Origin of the sequence: Lentzea terrae, assembly GCF_003265345.1 — a bacterium.
Classification (GTDB): Bacteria; Actinomycetota; Actinomycetes; order Mycobacteriales; family Pseudonocardiaceae; genus Lentzea; species Lentzea terrae.
In genome coordinates this window covers 696,492-713,055 of record NZ_QFWW01000020.1, presented here as the reverse complement: position 1 = coordinate 713,055, position 16,564 = coordinate 696,492, and the positions used below count along the sequence as shown (strand labels likewise).

Below are 16,564 nucleotides of genomic sequence, written 5' to 3'. Positions count from 1 at the left end.
GGAGGACCCATGAGCACGTCGCTCAACGACAGAGGTTCACCTGGCTTCGGTTACGCCCAGGAGCTGCGCAGGGGAGTGGGAACGTTCTCGTCGTTCGCGGCGGGGTTCTCGTTCGTCTCGATTCTCACGACGGTGTTCCAGCTCTTCGGGCTGGGCTTCGGGCTCGGTGGGGCGTCGTTCTTCTGGGCCTGGCCACTGGTTTTCGTCGGGCAGCTGCTCGTCGCGCTGTGCTTCGCCGAGCTCGCGGCGCGGTGGCCGGTCTCGGGCGCGATCTTCCAGTGGTCCGGCCGGTTGGCGGGTACTACCGCGGGCTGGTTCGCCGGGTGGATCATGGTCATCGGTCAGATCCTCACCGTTGCCGCTGCCGCGATCGCCATCCAGGTCGTGCTGCCGCGCATCTGGTCCGGCTTCCAGATCGTCGGTGGGCCCGGCGCGGACCCTGCGGTGACGTCGGCGACCGGTGCGCAGAACGCCGTGCTGCTCGGCGTGATCCTGCTCGTGATCACGACGGCCGTGAACATCGCCGGGATCCGGCACATGGCCGCGGCCACCAGTGTTGGTGTCACGATTGAGATCGTTGCGGTCATTGCGTTGGTGTTCGCGCTGTTCGTTCTGCCCGAGCGGGGCCCTCAGGTCGTCTTCACCACCGAAGGCTGGAGCGGTGAGGGCAGTTATCTTCCGGCGTTCCTCGCTTCGGCGTTGATGGCCGCGTATGTGATGGTGGGATTCGACTCCGCGGGCGAACTGGCCGAGGAGACGCACTCGCCGCGCCGGACGACGCCGCGGACGATCCTGCACGCGCTCATCGCGTCCGCCATCGGTGGGGCGTTGCTGATCATCGGTGCGTTGCTGGCCGCGCCCAGCCTCACCGACGGCAACCTGGCCACCGGTGGGCTTTCCTGGGTGCTCACCGAGCGGTTGGGTGGCGTTTTGGGCCGCCTGTTCCTGTGTTGTGTCGCCGTGGCCGTGTTCGCTTGCACGCTGGCCATCCAGACCGCGGGCGCCCGGATGATCTACTCGATGGCCAGGGACCAGGCGTTCCCGTTCCACCGGGGGCTGAGCAAGGTGTCGCCGCGCACCGGCACGCCGATCGGCGCCTCGATCGTGGTCGGCGTCGGGGCGGCGATCGCGCTGGTGGTCAACATCGGGCAGTCCGCGCTGTTCACCGCGCTGTCGAGTCTGTGCATCGCGATGCTCTACCTCGCGTACCTGGGGGTGACGCTGCCGCTGCTGATCGTCCGGATCCGGCACCGCAACACCGACGGCTGGCCGCGAGGTGTCGACGAGCAGGGCAGGCCCGCGTTCAGCTTGGGCGCGTGGGGAATCCCGTTGAACGTGCTCGCCGTCGTCTACCAGATCGGCATGGCGATCAACCTGCTGTGGCCCCGCCCGGAGATCTACGACCTCACCGGCGAGACCTGGTGGTTGCGCTGGAGCGCGCTGCTCGTGGTCGCGCTGAGCCTGGCTGCGGGCGCCGGGTACTTGTTGTTCAAGCACAAGGTCCACGGCCGGATCGAGCTGCGGCACGTCTCGCACACCGCGCAGGAGTCCTGATGACCGACACCGTGCTCAACGCGAGGGAGGACGCCCGCGCGCGGGGCGGGCAGACGAGCGAGTGGATGCCTTACCTGCCGGCGTCGTCGAGCCCGTACTGCCCCGACGGTGTGGAACCGTCGGCGCTCACCTGGGCGGAAACCGTTGCCCCAGGCGGATACACGCACAAGGTGGTGGCCAGGGGCACCCGGATCCGGTTCGACGACCCGACGGGCGACGCGTGTGCGCACGTGATCGTCTACAACGCGCTGGAGCCGGTCGAGCGGCTCAACGTCGCCGACACGCTCAAGATCCCGTGGCAGGCCTACCTCGATGCCGGGCACCCGTTGCTGTCGGGCGACGGCCGGGTGCTCGCGTCGATCGTCGGTGACACGTCCGGTCACCACGACGCGTTCTGCGGAACCACTACCGAGGCGTGGTGCCTCCAGAAGTACGGGGATGCCGCACCTGAGGGGCCGTTCCCGGCGGGCCGCTCGCTGTTCGTCAAGGCCGCGGCCAAACACGGCCTCGCGCCGCGCGACCTGCCGCCGAGTGTCTCGTTCTTCCAAGGAGTTCGGGTCGACGCGGACGGCGCCTTCGAGTGGCGGGGATCCGCGGGGGAGGGCAAATCCGTAGAACTGCTGGCTGAACTGCCGTTGCTGGTGCTGGTGGCCAACGTGCCGCACCCGCTGGATCCTCGCGCGGACTACGTGGTCGGGCCGTTGCGCGTGCATGCCTGGCGCTCCAAGCCCACCGGACCCGACGACGACCGCTTCCAGGTCACGCCGGAAGCGCACCGGGCCTACCTCAACACCATCGACTACGCGGAGGCGCGAGGGCTGTGACCAGTTCCGTCCCCGTCGGGGCCACGTTCGCCCCCGACTCACCTCTCGACTGGTCGGAACCGCTCGTGCCGGGCGAGGTCGTGCTCGACGAACGGGTCGCTCCCAACGCCTCATGGTCCGCCGTGGTTCGCAAAGGTCACGTGCTGACCATTGTGGACGTTGGCGGCAACCAGTCGGGCGACTGCCTGATCTACAACGCGGCCGACACCGAGGAGCGCTACAGCGCGCCGGACACGCTGGCCTGGCAGGGCAACGCCTACGTCCGCACGGGCACGGTGCTGCGCAGCAACCTGGGCAACCCGCTCATGACCGTGGTGGGCAACGAGATCGACCGGCAGGACACCATCGGCGGCGCCTGCTCCAAGGAGTCCAACACGCTGCGGTACGGCCATCACGTCATGTTCCACCACGGGTGCCGCGAGAACTTCCTGTCGGAGGGCCAGAAGCACGGTCTCGGCCTGCGCGACCTGGTGTCGAACCTCAACTGGTTCATGAACGTCCCGGTGGAGGAGGACGGCGCGCTGGGCATCGTCGACGGGATGTCGGCGCCAGGCAAGCGGGTCGCGGTGCGGGCCGAGATGGACGTGCTCGTGCTGGTCTCGAACTGTCCCCAGATGAACAACCCGTGCAACGACTTCAACCCGACGCCGTTGCGCATGCTCGTGGTGGAGCCATGACGTCGTTCGACGTCGTGCTGGTCGCCAACCGGGGCGAGATCGCGCGCCGAATCATCCGCACCGCGCGGGCACTGGGCATGAAGGCGGTCGCGGTCTACTCCGACGCCGACCGCGCCGCGCCGCACGTCAGGGAGGCCGACACGGCGGTCCGGCTCGGTCCGGCCCCCGCGCGCGACTCGTACCTGCGGGCCGACGCGATCATCGAGGCCGCGCTCGCCAGCGGTGCCGGGCTGATCCACCCCGGCTACGGCTTCCTGTCCGAGAACGTCGCGTTCGCGCATTCGGTCGAGGCGGCGGGTTTGCGGTTCGTTGGACCGACTTCCGAACAGATCACCGCGTTCGGCGAGAAGCACACCGCTCGGGAGATCGCCCGGCGTGCGGGTGTGCCCATGCTCGCCGGCACCGGTCTGCTGGCGAGCGCCGACGAGGCCGTCGAAGCCGCAGAACGGATCGGGCTGCCCGTGATGGTCAAGGCGACCGGTGGTGGCGGCGGAATCGGCATGCAGGCCTGCACCACGAGCGACGAGGTTCGGGCGGCGTTCGACCGCGTTGCTTCGCTGGGACAACAGCACTTCGGTGCCGCCGGCGTGTTTCTGGAGCGGTTGGTGCGCCCGGCCAGGCACGTGGAGGTGCAGCTCTTCGGGGACGGTATCGGCCGCGTGGCCGTGCTCGGCGACCGGGACTGCTCGCTGCAGCGCCGCAACCAGAAGGTCGTCGAGGAGGCACCTGCCCCGGCCCTGCCCGAGCACGTTCGCGAGGTCCTGCACGCCTCGGCACGGGACCTTGCCGCATCGGTGGGTTACCGCAGCGCCGGCACCGTCGAGTTCCTCTACGACCCGGTCCGCCAGGAGCCGTCGTTCCTGGAGGTCAACACGCGGCTCCAGGTCGAGCACCCCGTCACCGAGATGGTCTTCGGTGTCGACCTGGTCGAGCTGATGCTGCGCCTGGCCCGCGACGGTGCGGACGGCCTGCCCGATCGCCTCTTCGACGCGCCGTGGGTCCCGGACGGGCACGCCGTCGAGGCCCGTGTCTACGCCGAGGATCCCGCGAAGGAGTCGTTGCCGTCCGCGGGACTCGTGACCAGGGCGGTCTTCCCGGAAGACCTCGTCCGGGTCGACGGCTGGATCGAGACCGGGCTGGAGGTCTCGCCGCACTACGACCCGTTGCTGGCCAAGGTGATCGCCGCCGCACCCACCAGGGACGCCGCGCTCGACCTCCTCGGTGAGGCGCTCGACGGCTCCCGCGTCGACGGCATCGTCACGAACCTGGGGCTGTTGCGCGCACTTGCCGACGAGGACGACGTACGGGCCGCGGTGCACTCGACCTCGACACTCGACCGCACGACCGATCCCTATCCCCGCGTTGACGTCCTGGTGCCCGGCACGATGACGACCGTGCAGGACCTGCCGGGCCGGGTCGGGTACTGGCAGGTCGGCGTCCCGCCCAGCGGCCCGTTCGACCCGGTCTCGCTGACCGAGGCGAACCTCGCCGTCGGCAACCCCGGCACGGCGCCTGCACTGGAGATCACCGCGACCGGGCCGGTGCTGCGGTTCTCGGTGCCCGCGGTCATCTGCCTCACCGGCGCTCCCGTCGAGTCCGATGTGGACGGTGAGCCCGTACCGCAGTGGGAACCGGTCGACGTCCCGGCCGGTGGCACGCTCAGCATCGGCACGGCCGCCGGTCCCGGACTGCGCACGTACCTGGCCGTCCGCGGTGGGATCGACGTGCCTGACTACCTGGGCAGCGCCTCGACGTTCACCCTGGGCGGGTTCGGCGGCCACGCCGGTCGCGCGCTGCTGGCCGGTGACGTGCTGCGGCTGTGCTCACCGGACGCCGCGGAGAACCCGGGACTGACCACGATCGGTGGCCCCACCCCGACGCACCGCCGTCCCGCGATCACGAGCGGCTGGCAGATCGCGGTCACCGAAGGGCCGCACGGGGCACCGGAGTTCTTCACCCGCGACGACCTGGACACCTTCTACGCCAACGACTTCAAGGTGCACCACAACTCCGCGCGCACCGGCATCCGGCTGATCGGCCCGAAACCGGCCTGGGCGCGACCCGACGGCGGCGACGCCGGACTGCACCCGTCGAACATCCACGACACGCCCTATGCCATCGGTGCCATCGACTTCACCGGCGACACCCCGGTGATCCTCGGTCCCGACGGCCCGTCGCTGGGCGGGTTCGTCTGCCCGGCCGTGGTCGCGAGCGGCGATCTGTGGAAGCTCGGCCAGTTGCGGCCCGGCGACACGGTCCGGTTCGTGCGGGTGCGCGAGACCGATGCCGCGGTCGACCGGCGAGCTGCTCCGCACGTCGTCTCAAACGGCGGCGACGATGATGACGGCGTGCTGGGCAGGTTGGAGGAGACCGGCGACCGCCCGTCCGTCACCTATCGCCGTGACGGTGACGGCAACGTGCTCGTCGAGTACGGGCCGATGACCCTCGACCTCGCGCTGCGCATGCGGGTGCACGCGCTCCAGGAAACGCTTGCGCAGCACGCGCCGGAAGGAATTCTCGACGTCACGCCGGGCATCCGCTCGTTGCAGGTTCACACGGACCCCGCGCGACTGAAAGCTTCCGACGTCGCGCGGCTGCTCCAAGAGCTCGAAGACGAAGTGCCTGCCACGCAAGACCTCGTGGTGCCGTCCCGCACGGTGCGGTTGCCGCTGAGTTGGGACGATCCCGCTACGAGGCTGGCGATCGAGAGGTACATGGCCGGCGTCCGTTCCGACGCGCCGTGGACGCCGTGGAACATCGAGTTCATCCGCCGCATCAACGGTTTGGAATCCGTGGACGACGTCTACCGCACGGTTTTCGACGCTTCCTACCTGGTGCTCGGCCTCGGTGACGTCTACCTCGGCGCTCCGGTGGCGACGCCGCTCGACCCCCGGCACCGGCTGGTGACGACGAAGTACAACCCCGCGCGGACGTGGACGGCCGAGAACTCGGTTGGCATCGGCGGCGCGTACCTGTGCATCTACGGCATGGAAGGACCGGGCGGGTACCAGTTCGTCGGCCGCACCGTGCAGGTCTGGAACCGCTACCGCCGGGGCGGGCTGTTCACCGAACATCCCTGGGCGCTGCGCTTCTTCGACCGGATCGAGTGGTATCCGGTGCAAGCCGAGGAACTCCTCGAACTGCGCGCCGAGACCGACGCCGGCCGGGGTGACTTCGAAACGGTCGACGGCACGTTCTCGATCGCCGACCACCTCCGGTTCCTCCAGGACAACGCCGACGACATCGCGGCCTTCCGGACGCGCCAGACGGCAGCCTTCGAGGAGGAGAAACAGCGGTGGCGGCACGCCGGTGAGTTCGACCGGCACGACGAACCGGACCTGCCCGCCGCACCCGCGGTGACGCTGCCCGAGGGAGCGATCGCCGTGACCGCACCTTTCACCGCGACCGTCTGGCGGCTCGCGCTCGAACCCGGATCCGTTGTGGCTGAAGGAGATGCGGTGCTCTCGTTGGAAGCGATGAAGATGGAGGCAGAGGTGACCGCACCCGTCCAGGGCAAACTGGTCGAGCTCTACGTGCGTCCCGGCGACCAGGTCGACCCCGGCCAGATCCTCGCGGCGGTGCAGCCGTGACGCCGGACCCCATCGCCGCCGTCGAGCTGGCCTTCGACCGGATCGACGCGGTCTTCCGCCCCGAGATCTGGGTGACGCGGCGTTTCCGCGAAGAGGCGCTGTGCGAGGCGAAGGACGTCGCCGCGCGGCTCGCGGCGGGCGAGGACCTGCCGCTGGCGGGCCGGGTGATCGCGGTCAAGGACAACATCGACGTGGCCGGACTGCCGACCACCGCGGCCGCGCCCTCGTACCTCTACCGGCCGGAGTCGGACGCCACGGCCGTCGCACGGCTGCGGGCCGCCGGTGCAGTGGTGCTCGGGAAGACCAACCTCGACCAGTTCGCGACCGGTCTGGTGGGCACCAGGAGCCCGTACGGCGCGGTCCGCAACGCCTGGGACCCGGCCAGGATCTCCGGCGGTTCGTCGGCGGGCTCCGCGGTGGCCGTCGCGCTGGGCATCGCCGATGCCGCACTGGGCACCGACACCGCTGGTTCCGGACGTGTCCCGGCCGCCCTGAACGGGATCGTCGGGGTGAAGCCGACGAAGGGCCTCGTCCCGCTCACCGGTGTCGTGCCCGCGTGCTACACCTTGGACTGCGTCACGGTGTTCGCCCGGGACCTCGCGCTGGGCCGGTTGGTCGCGGACCTCATGTCCGGTGTGGACGCTGCAGATCCGTTGTCCCGCAAGGCCGGTGCGGAGATGGTGCTTCCGCCACGACCGCGGGTCGCCGTTCCGACGGCAGAGCACCTGGCAGACATGGCACCGGGCTGGCGGGAGGCGTTCGAGGCCGCGGCGGCGAGCCTGGCCGCCAGCGGAGTGGAGATCGTCGAGGTCGACATCGCGCCACTGCTGGAGGCCGCGAAGATGTTGTACGGCGGCGCTTTTGTCGCCGAACGCTACGCTGCCGTAGGTGCCCACATCGAGGCTCACCGCGACCTGATCGGCTCCGAACTCGACCCGACCGTCGCCGCGATCATCCTCGCGGGCGCGATGCCGTCGGCCGCCCAGTGGGCCGCCGACACCGCCACGCTCGCCCGCCTCGGCGGGGCGGGACGAACCCTGCTCGACGGGTGCGACGCGCTGCTGACCCCGACCACCACGTGCCATCCCACGCTGGACGAGGTGGCCGCCGACCCGGTCGGCGTCAACAGCCGGCTGGGGCGCTTCACCAACTTCGCCAACCTGCTCGACCTGGCCTCGCTCGCGGTCCCGGCGGGGTTCGTCGACGGTCTGCCGTTCGGGGTGATGTTCACCGGTCCCGCGTTCAGCGACCGCGCGCTGGCCGAACTCGCGTCGCGGCTGCTCGCGCCGTCCCTCGAACTCTTCGTCGTCGGCGCACACCTGAGCGGCCAGCCCCTGAACAAGGAGCTGGTGCGGGCCGGCGGCACCCTGGTCCGGCCGGCGCGCACCGCCGCGGCGTACCGCTTGCGCGCACTGGCCACAACTCCGCCCAAGCCCGGCCTCGTCCGGGTGCCGGCCGGCGGCGAGTCGGTGGAAGGCGAGGTCTGGCGACTCCCGGCAGCCGGGTTCGGCACCTTCGTCGCCGCCGTGCCGCCACCGATGGTCATCGGCACGGTCGAGCTCGCCGACGGCGGCAGCGTCCCCGGTTTCCTGGCCGAACCGTGGGCGTTGGAAGGCGCGGAGGACATCACCGCGTTCGGGGGATGGCGCAACTACCTGGCGAGCAGGTGACCCGCCCCCGCCCCGGTCGTCCGCGGCACGCGCCCGACGACGGCCGCTCGCCACGGGAACAGATCCTCGAAGCCGCGGCCGAGCTCTTCGTCAGTCAGGGGTTCGCCGCGACCTCCACCCGCGCCATCGCCGACCGGGTGGGGATTCGGCAGGCCTCCCTCTACTACCACTTCGCAGGCAAGGACGACATGCTCCTGGAACTGCTCTGCATCTCCGTGCGGCCCAGCCTGGACACCGCACGAGCCCTGGAGAACCGCGCTTTGCCGGCCGCACCGGCGCTCTACGCGCTCGCGATGGCCGACGCGCACACGCTTGCGACCGCACCGCACAACATCGGCATGCTCTACCTGCTGCCCGAAGTGCAGCTGGAGCGGTACGACGCCTTCCGCGACGACCGCTTGGAACTCCAGCGCGCCTACGCTCGTATCGGGGCTCGGGTCGCGGGAGACGACCCGGCGTCGACGGCGGGTGCGCGGCGGGGAGAGCTGCTGATCGGGCTGGTCGAAGTCGTGATCCAGCAACGGCGGCAGCGCGTGCCGGACACCGCCGACTGCCACGCCATCGCCGAGGCGTGCCTGCGGGTGTGCGGCGCCGACGAGCGGACCATCGCCGCAGCCCGCGAAAATGATCTGCGGCTCATCGGCGGGTCGTGACACGATCGTGTCATGACAGACTTCGCGACCCCTGAACAAACAGCCCACCGCACGAACGCGGTCAGGGAAGCCGCCGTGGCAGCAGGTCGCGACCTCGGCCTGGAGATCACCGAGGGCAAGGTGCTCTACGAGCTGTTCTCCGTCGTGGTGCACCTGGCGCCGGCGCCGGTCGTGGCCCGCATCCCGACCGTCCTGCCGCACACCACGACGCTCGAAGACCTGGCGCGCAGGCAGCAGCAGGAACTGGACGTGGCGCAGTGGCTGCACGACCAGGGCACGCCGGTGATCCCGCCGAGCCCGCTGGTGCCGCGCAAGCCCGTGCAGAAAGACGGCTTGTCGATCACGTTCTGGCCGTTCACGGACGAGGACAAGTCCAGCGAACCCGACTACGTCAAGAACTCCGAGCTCGCCGCGGACCTGCACAAGGCGTTGCGCGACTATCCCGGCGAGCTGGACTTCCTGTCGTCGGCGGACCCGCGGTTCGTCCGTGAGGGTCTGGAAAGGCTCGAAGGTCAGGACCTCGTCGACCCGGCCGACCTCGCCAGGGCCAAGAGCGAGTGGCAGGTGCTGGAACCGCTCGTCAGCGACGAAGCCGAGTTCCAGAAGGCGTTTCCGGGCATCGACCTGCAGCCCATCCACGGCGACTCGCCGCCCGCGAACATCTTCGCGAGCACGAACGGCCCGTTGTTCTCCGACTTCGAGCTCATCACGAAGGGGCCGGTCGAGTGGGACCTGGGCGGCCTCGGCCCGGAGCTGGAAGCCGCCTACAACCGGGGCGCTGAGAAGAACGGGCTGCGCACACTCGACAAGGACGTGCTCCGGTTCGTCAACGCGGTCGGCGCGATCCGGGTGATCGCGTACCTGTCGTGCGCGGACCAGTTGCCCGCCATGGTCGAGTTCATGAAGCCGTTCATCAACCAGTGGCGGGACACTGACCCCTATGCGTGAGCCGCCGCGCGATCTCCCAGCCAGGCAACGACTTCCTCGGCGGGCAACGGCTCGCTGAGGAAGTACCCCTGGACCACGTCGCAACCGGCCTCGGCGAGCGCCGTCCAGGTGTCCTGGTCCTCCACACCCTCGGCGACGGCCTGCAGGCCGAAGTTCCGGGCCAGGGCAACAAGAGCGTGCACGATCGCGGAATCGCCCGCGTCCGTGCACATGTGCGTGACGAACGAACGGTCGAGCTTCATCTCGTGCACGCGCATGCTGCGCAGGTAGGAGATCGACGAGTAGCCGGTGCCGAAGTCGTCTATGGACAGACGCACGCCCAGTTCGGTCAGGCCGCGCAGCACGTCCACCGCGCGGTCCGGGTCGGAGATGATCGCCGACTCGGTGATCTCCAGCGTCAGCAGGCGGGCAGGCAGGCCGTGCCGCTTGATCAGGTCGGCGACGTCGCCGGGGAACTCCGCGTGCAGCAGGCAGGCCGCGCCCACGTTGACCGAGACCGGGACCTCCCAGCCCGCGTCCTGCCACGCCCGGCACTGGCGCAGCGCCGCGTCGATGACGTAGCGGGTCAGCGGCTCGATGAGGCCGTTCTCTTCGGCGACCGGGATGAACTCGTCGGGCCGGACGAGGCCGCGCGTCGGGTGCTGCCAGCGGGCCAGCGCCTCGACACCGCACACGGCGCCCGTGTCGGCCAGGGCCTTCGGCTGGTAGTGCAGGAACAGCTCGCCGCGGTCGATCGCGTGGCGCAGTTCCGTCACCGCGGTGAGCTGGGACGCGCCGCGTTCGTGCAGGCGTGCGTCGTAGACGGCCACACCGGACTTGTCGCGCTTGGCCGCGTACATCGCGATGTCCGCGTGCCGCAACAACTCGTGGCCGTCCATTGAGTCCACCGGGCACAACGCCACACCGACGCTGCCGGCGATCTCGAGTTCCAGACCCTCCAGCGTGACCGGCATGGCCAGCGCGGTGAGGATCTTGTCCGCCACCATGCGGGCGTTCTCGGCCGAACCGACGCCTGGCAGCAGCACCGCGAACTCGTCGCCGCCCAGGCGGGCCACCAGATCCGTGTCGCGGACCGCCCACGACAACCTGTTGGCCACCTGACGCAGCAGCAGGTCGCCGGAGTGGTGCCCGAGCGAGTCGTTGACCTCCTTGAACCGGTCGAGATCCACGATCAGCAACGCCAGCGGCTCGTTCTTCTTGCACGCCTTGGCGACGGCCACCTCCATGCGGCGCGCGAGCAGGGTCCGGTTGGCCAGACCCGTCAGCGCGTCGTGGTGAGCCTCGTGCTCGTTCTTGGCGGCCTGGCGCAGTATCTTGCGCCGTGCGCCGAGCAGCACCATCCCGAACAGGCCCACCAGGAACGCGTCCAGCACGAACGCGATGATCTGGGCGATCCGCAGCCGGGAGTTCTTCTCGTCGGCGGCCCGCAGGTACTCGGTGGTGTCGAGGCGCTTGGCGCCGAGCGTCGCGGCGATCTGGCGGCGCAACGACGAGTGCGCGAGGCTCGCCTGGTCGGCCTGCGGCGGATCCTCGTCGGCGACCACCTTGCGCAGCATGTCCGAGGTCTGGTCGTACAGGGGCAGGAGGCGGGTGGCCACCGCGGTGTCCTCGGACTGGCCGTTGGCGCTCAGCCACTCCAGTTCGCCCCGTGCGGAGCCGATCGAGTTCCTCAGCGGCTCGATGGTCTGCTCGGTCCGCTTGAGCTGCAGGTCGCGCAACGCGTTGTCAGCGATGTTGATCTGCTGGATCGCGCGGCTCCACCGGTCGCTGGAGTCGTTCACGGCGCGCACGTGCGCGGTCGTGGCCTGCGCGGAGACGCTGCTCCACAGCGCCAGTCCCGCCAGGACCAGCAGCCCGGCCGTCAGCCCCGCCGTCGCCACCCGTGCGGTGGCGCGGCCCTCCCAAAGCCTCACCGTGCCTGCTCCAACGGTCGCATCCAGATCGCCGGTTCCTCGACGAAGCTGTCGATCTGCGGCTGGAAGAACTCCCGGCGCGCCTTTTCGGACTCCTGCCGGTGCAGGATCTGCTCGAGGTTCGCGGTGGTCACCGTGAGCCCCGGTGTCTCGATCCAGCCCTTGGGCAACGGTGCCGCGCGCTTGGCGTGCCGAGCGAGCAACCAGCCCGCCACAGCGCCCTTGAGGTAGTGCTCCGGCGAGATCGTCGCGACCATCGCGCCGTCCCGCACCGCCTGCAACGTTCTCGGGTCGACCCCGAACCCGCCCACCAGCCACCTCGCCGACTTCTCGGTCTTCAGCGCGGCGAGGTTCACGCCGTCGCAGTCACCGGTCCCAACGAACGCAAGGGCGTCTGGGTTCGCAGTGACGAGCCGACGCCAGGCGTCACGGTTGGCTTCGTCGTCGCGCTGCGTGTCGAACGGCCCCAGCACCAGTACTCCCGGTAGCTTCTCGGCGAACCGCCCCCGAATGCCGTCGGCTCGATCGTCGAACCCGGCGAGTCCCGGTGAGGTGTTTCCCAGCACCACTGTTCCGGTCGCGTCCGAGGGCAATCGGCGCATCAACTCGTCAGCCAGCTTTTCGCCGAGTTCGTAGTTGTCGTTACCGATGTGCAGTTTCACCCCGGAACTCGCGGTGAGTCGCATGTCCACGCCGAGCACCGCGACGTGCTGGTTCAGCGCGTCCCCGATGGCCGGTGCCATCAGCGCGGGCTCGGACGTGGCGACCGCGATTCCGCCTTTCGCGGCGAGCGTCAAATCGGCGAACAACTTGACTTCCTTGTGCCCGTCCTGGCCGGACGGACCGGTCACGGTGGCGCTGACGCCGCCGATGCGGCCGACGCCTTCGTGGAACCCGCTGGTCATCTCCTGCGCGAAGGAGCCACCGGTGCGCTTGACGACGAAACCCACGTGCGGCAGCGCGTCGGACTTCGCAGCGCCACCGCAGCCGGATAACAGCAACACACCCAGCACCAGCGCCGCAGCTCGCATCTATGACCTCGGGCTCGCTCGACTGACGGTGATTGATCTCCGGAGCGGCCCGATGCTACATCGCTTGGCACCAAATCGGGATAACGCCTCCCAATACCGGGAAGCGCTTTCACGTTGCAGAACCGTCAGCTGGGTTCATAGCCCAGGTTCGGGCGCAGCCACTGCTCGACTTCGGCCAGCGGCTTGCCGTACCGGCGTGCGTAGTCCACGACCTGGTCACGGCCGAGCCGACCCACGGTGAAGTACTTCGCGTCCGGGTGCTGGAAGATCAGGCCGCTCACACTGGCCGCCGGGTTCATGGCGAACGACTCGGTGAGAGTGACCCCGATCTCCTCCGCTCCCAGCAGGTCGAACAGCTCGCGCTTCACCGTGTGGTCCGGGCAGGCCGGGTAGCCCAAAGCGGGCCGGATGCCGCGGAACTTCTCGGCGTGCAGGTCGGCCAGTTCCGGCTGCGCGTCCGGCTCGAACCAGTCGCGGCGGGCGCGCAGGTGGATCCACTCGGCGAACGCCTCGGCGAGCCGGTCTGCCAGCGCCTTCACCATGATGGCGCGGTAGTCGTCGTGCTTGGCCTCGTACTTCGCGGCCAGTTCGTCGGCGCCGAGGATGGTGACCGCGAAACCACCGAGGTGGTCGCCTTCCGGTGCCACGTAGTCCGAGAGCGAGCGGTTCGGGCGCGACACCTGCTTCTGCGTCTGCTGGCGCAGCATCGGGATCAGCGTGCCGTTCTCCAGCTGGATGTCGTCGCCTGCCGAATGCGCGGGCCAGAAGCCGTAGACGCCCTTTGCCCTGAAGGAACCATTGGCGATGATTTCGTCGAGCAACGCCGTCGCGTCGTCGTAGAGTTCGCGCGCCACCGGCTGCTCGAGGATCGCCGGGAACTTGCCTTTGAGCTCCCAGGCGAGGAACAGGAACGTCCAGTCGATGAACTCGCGCAGTTCGCTCAGCGTGGGCGTCAGCACTCGGGTGCCGGTGAATGCCGGGGTCGGCAATTCGGCGAATTCGACCTTTTCCGCGTTTGCGCGCGCGTCTTCCAGGCTCAGCAACGGCAGCTGCTTGCGGTTTTCGTGCTGATGGCGCAGTCGGGCCTGCTCGGCCCGGTTCGCGAGGTTCAGCTCGTGGGCGCGCCGGTCGTCGAGCAGGTCCGACACCACGCCGACGACCCGGGACGCGTCGAGCACGTGGATGACGGGCTCGTCGTAGACCGGGGCGATCTTGACGGCGGTGTGCTGGCGGGACGTGGTGGCGCCGCCGATCAGCAGCGGCAGCTTCATGCCGCGGCGCTGCATCTCCTCGGCGACCGAGACCATCTCGTCCAACGACGGCGTGATCAGGCCGGACAGGCCGATGACGTCGGCGTGCTCGCGGATCGCGGTGTCGAGGATCTTCGCGGCCGGGACCATCACGCCGAGGTCGATCACCTCGTAGTTGTTGCAGCCCAGCACGACGCCGACGATGTTCTTGCCGATGTCGTGCACGTCGCCCTTGACCGTGGCGAGCACGACCTTGCCGTTGCCGCCGGCCGTCGCCTTGGGCTCGGCGTCCATGAACGGCTCCAGGTACGCGACCGCGCGCTTCATCACGCGGGCGCTCTTCACCACCTGGGGCAGGAACATCTTGCCCGCGCCGAACAGGTCGCCGACGACCTTCATGCCGTCCATCAGCGGGCCCTCGATCACGTCGAGCGGCCTCGGGAGGGCCCGGCGGGCTTCCTCGGTGTCCTCCTCGATGAAGTCGACGACACCGTGCAGGATCGCGTGCTCCAGGCGCTTGCCGACCGTGGCCTCGCGCCACGACAGGTCCACCACGCGCTTCTGGCCGGGACCCTTGACGGTCTCGGCGTGCGCGACGAGCCGGTCGGTGGCGTCCTCGCGGCGGTTGAAGATGACGTCCTCGACCAGTTCCAGCAGCTCGGGCTGGATGTCCTGGTAGACGACGAGCTGGCCGGCGTTGACGATGCCCATGTCGAGGCCCGCGCGCACCGCGTGGAACAGGAACGCGCTGTGCATGGCCTCGCGGACGACGTCGTTGCCGCGGAAGGAGAACGACAGGTTCGAGATGCCGCCGCTGGTGCGTGCACCCGGACAGCGCTGCTTGATCAGCGGCAACGCGTCGATGAACGCCTTGGCGTAGCCGTTGTGCTCCTCGATGCCGGTCGCGACGGCGAGCACGTTCGGGTCGAAGATGATGTCCTCGGCGGGGAAGCCGAGTCGTTGCGTCAGCAGGTCGTACGCGCGGCCGCAGATCTCGACCTTCCGCTCGGTCGTGTCGGCCTGGCCCTGCTCGTCGAACGCCATCACGACGACACCGGCGCCGTAGTCGCGGATCGTGCGGGCCTGGGCGAGGAAAGGCTCCTCGCCCTCCTTGAGGCTGATCGAGTTGACGACGCCCTTGCCCTGCACGCACTTGAGGCCTGCCTGCAGCACGCCCCAGCGGGAGCTGTCGATCATCACCGGGATGCGGGCGATCTCCGGCTCGGTCGCGATCAGGTTGAGGAACGTCGTCATCGCCTGCTCGCCGTCGAGCAGGTCGGCGTCCATGTTGACGTCCAGCAGGTTCGCACCGCCGCGAACCTGGTCCAGCGCGACCGCGAGGGCCGCTTGGTGGTCGTCGGCCTCGATCAGCCGGCGGAACTTGGCCGAGCCGGTGACGTTGGTGCGCTCGCCGATCATCACGAAGCCGGTGTCCGCGCCGATCTCGAACGTCTCCAGGCCGCTGAACCTGGTGGTGTTGCGGGGATCGGCGAGGGTGCGCGGGGCGGTTTCGCGAACGGCCTCCGCGACGGCCTTGATGTGCGCGGGGGAGGTGCCGCAGCAGCCGCCCACGAGGTTGACGATGCCGTTGCCGGCGAAGTCCTGCAGCAGGGCCGCGGTCTCGTCCGGCGTCTGGTCGTAGCCGCCGAACGCGTTGGGCAGCCCGGCGTTGGGGTGGCAGGCGACGTAGGTGTCCGCGAGCCGTGCCAGCTCCGTGACGTGTGGGCGCATCTCCTCGGCGCCCAGCGAGCAGTTCACGCCCACGACCAGCGGCTTCGCGTGCTCGACGGAGTTCCAGAAGGCCTCGACGGTCTGGCCCGACAGCGTCCGGCCGGACAGGTCGACGATCGTGACCGAGATCCACAGCGGCAGGTCGGGCGCGACCTCGCGGGCGGCGGTGATGGCGGCCTTCGCGTTGAGGGTGTCGAAGATCGTCTCGATCAGCAGCAGGTCGACGCCGCCGTCGCGCAGCGCCGCGATCTGCTCGGCGTAGGAGGCCTTGACCTGCTCGAACGTGACGGTGCGGAACGCGGGGTCCTCGACCTTGGGCGACAGGCTGAGCGTGACGTTGAGCGGTCCGACACTGCCTGCCACGAACTTGTCGCCGAACTCGTCCGCGGCCTGGCGGGCGATCCGGGCGCCGGCGAGGTTCATGTCGCGCACGCGGTCCTGCAGCCCGTAGTCGGCCTGGGCGATGGACGTGGCGGTGAACGTGTTGGTGGTCGTGATGTCCGCACCCGCGGCGAGGTACTGCCGGTGCACGTCGAGCACCAGGTCGGGCCGGGTGAGGTTGAGCAGGTCCGGGTCGCCGACGACGTCCATGTGGTGGCTCGCGAACTCGGCACCGTGGTAGTCGGCGGGGGCGAGCTTGGCCTGCTGGAACATCGTGCCCCAGGCGCCGTCGAGCACGGCGATGCGCTGGTTCAGCAGTGACTTGAGTCGATCCACGCGCGC

The 16,564-nt window shown here is 69.5% G+C and carries 10 protein-coding genes; 7 read left to right on the top strand and 3 right to left on the bottom strand.

Annotated elements, in window-relative coordinates; genetic code table 11:
- Positions 1 to 9 precede the first annotated feature (9 nt).
- The 7 genes from DI276_RS25240 to DI276_RS25210 are packed head-to-tail and all read left to right on the top strand — an operon-like array spanning position 10 to position 9,916.
- Entirely contained in the window at positions 10 to 1,554 is a 1,545-nt protein-coding gene (locus DI276_RS25240; protein WP_112267459.1) for an amino acid permease, read from the top strand.
- Positions 1,554 to 2,378 carry an urea amidolyase associated protein UAAP1 gene (locus tag DI276_RS25235; RefSeq protein WP_112267457.1) on the top strand — a complete coding sequence of 275 codons (825 nt, stop codon included), beginning with the start codon at positions 1,554 to 1,556 and terminating at the stop codon, positions 2,376 to 2,378. The genes DI276_RS25240 and DI276_RS25235 overlap by 1 nt, the downstream gene beginning before the upstream one ends.
- Positions 2,375 to 3,055 (top strand): urea amidolyase associated protein UAAP2, encoded by a 681-nt coding sequence (locus DI276_RS25230; RefSeq protein ID WP_112267455.1) that lies wholly within the window; start codon positions 2,375 to 2,377, stop codon positions 3,053 to 3,055. Before DI276_RS25235 ends, DI276_RS25230 begins: the two co-directional genes overlap by 4 nt.
- Positions 3,052 to 6,645 (top strand): urea carboxylase, encoded by a 3,594-nt coding sequence (gene uca, locus DI276_RS25225; protein ID WP_112267453.1) that lies wholly within the window; start codon positions 3,052 to 3,054, stop codon positions 6,643 to 6,645. Before DI276_RS25230 ends, uca begins: the two co-directional genes overlap by 4 nt.
- Complete coding sequence (gene atzF, locus DI276_RS25220; protein WP_232836888.1) at positions 6,642 to 8,315, top strand: allophanate hydrolase; 1,674 nt, start codon at positions 6,642 to 6,644, stop codon at positions 8,313 to 8,315. Before uca ends, atzF begins: the two co-directional genes overlap by 4 nt.
- Positions 8,288 to 8,968, top strand: a complete 681-nt coding sequence (locus DI276_RS25215; protein ID WP_112267451.1) for a TetR/AcrR family transcriptional regulator — start codon at positions 8,288 to 8,290, stop codon at positions 8,966 to 8,968. Before atzF ends, DI276_RS25215 begins: the two co-directional genes overlap by 28 nt.
- Positions 8,969 to 8,980: 12 nt before the next feature.
- Entirely contained in the window at positions 8,981 to 9,916 is a 936-nt protein-coding gene (locus DI276_RS25210; protein ID WP_112267448.1) for an aminoglycoside phosphotransferase family protein, read from the top strand.
- On the opposite strand, the gene DI276_RS25205 is transcribed toward DI276_RS25210, so the two are convergent.
- The 3 genes from DI276_RS25205 to metH form a co-directional block, all read right to left on the bottom strand.
- The gene (locus DI276_RS25205; protein ID WP_157984917.1) at positions 9,907 to 11,829 is read right to left on the bottom strand and encodes a putative bifunctional diguanylate cyclase/phosphodiesterase; all 1,923 of its coding nucleotides are present in this window, start codon (positions 11,827 to 11,829) and stop codon (positions 9,907 to 9,909) included. The genes DI276_RS25210 and DI276_RS25205 overlap by 10 nt on opposite strands.
- On the bottom strand, positions 11,826 to 12,860 hold the full coding sequence (locus tag DI276_RS25200) for a sugar ABC transporter substrate-binding protein (protein WP_112267444.1): 1,035 nt from the start codon (positions 12,858 to 12,860) through the stop codon (positions 11,826 to 11,828). Before DI276_RS25200 ends, DI276_RS25205 begins: the two co-directional genes overlap by 4 nt.
- Positions 12,861 to 12,985: 125 nt before the next feature.
- Entirely contained in the window at positions 12,986 to 16,558 is a 3,573-nt protein-coding gene (metH, locus tag DI276_RS25195) for a methionine synthase (RefSeq protein WP_112267442.1), read from the bottom strand.
- Positions 16,559 to 16,564 lie beyond the last annotated feature (6 nt).

Coding starts and splice junctions, on each gene's coding strand:
- DI276_RS25240 (WP_112267459.1), top strand. CDS start 10: ATGAGCACGTCGCTCAACGACAGAGGTTCACCTGGCTTCGGTTACGCC.
- DI276_RS25235 (WP_112267457.1), top strand. CDS start 1,554: ATGACCGACACCGTGCTCAACGCGAGGGAGGACGCCCGCGCGCGGGGC.
- uca (WP_112267453.1), top strand. CDS start 3,052: ATGACGTCGTTCGACGTCGTGCTGGTCGCCAACCGGGGCGAGATCGCG.
- DI276_RS25215 (WP_112267451.1), top strand. CDS start 8,288: ATGGCGCAACTACCTGGCGAGCAGGTGACCCGCCCCCGCCCCGGTCGT.
- DI276_RS25210 (WP_112267448.1), top strand. CDS start 8,981: ATGACAGACTTCGCGACCCCTGAACAAACAGCCCACCGCACGAACGCG.
- DI276_RS25200 (WP_112267444.1), bottom strand. CDS start 12,860: ATGCGAGCTGCGGCGCTGGTGCTGGGTGTGTTGCTGTTATCCGGCTGC.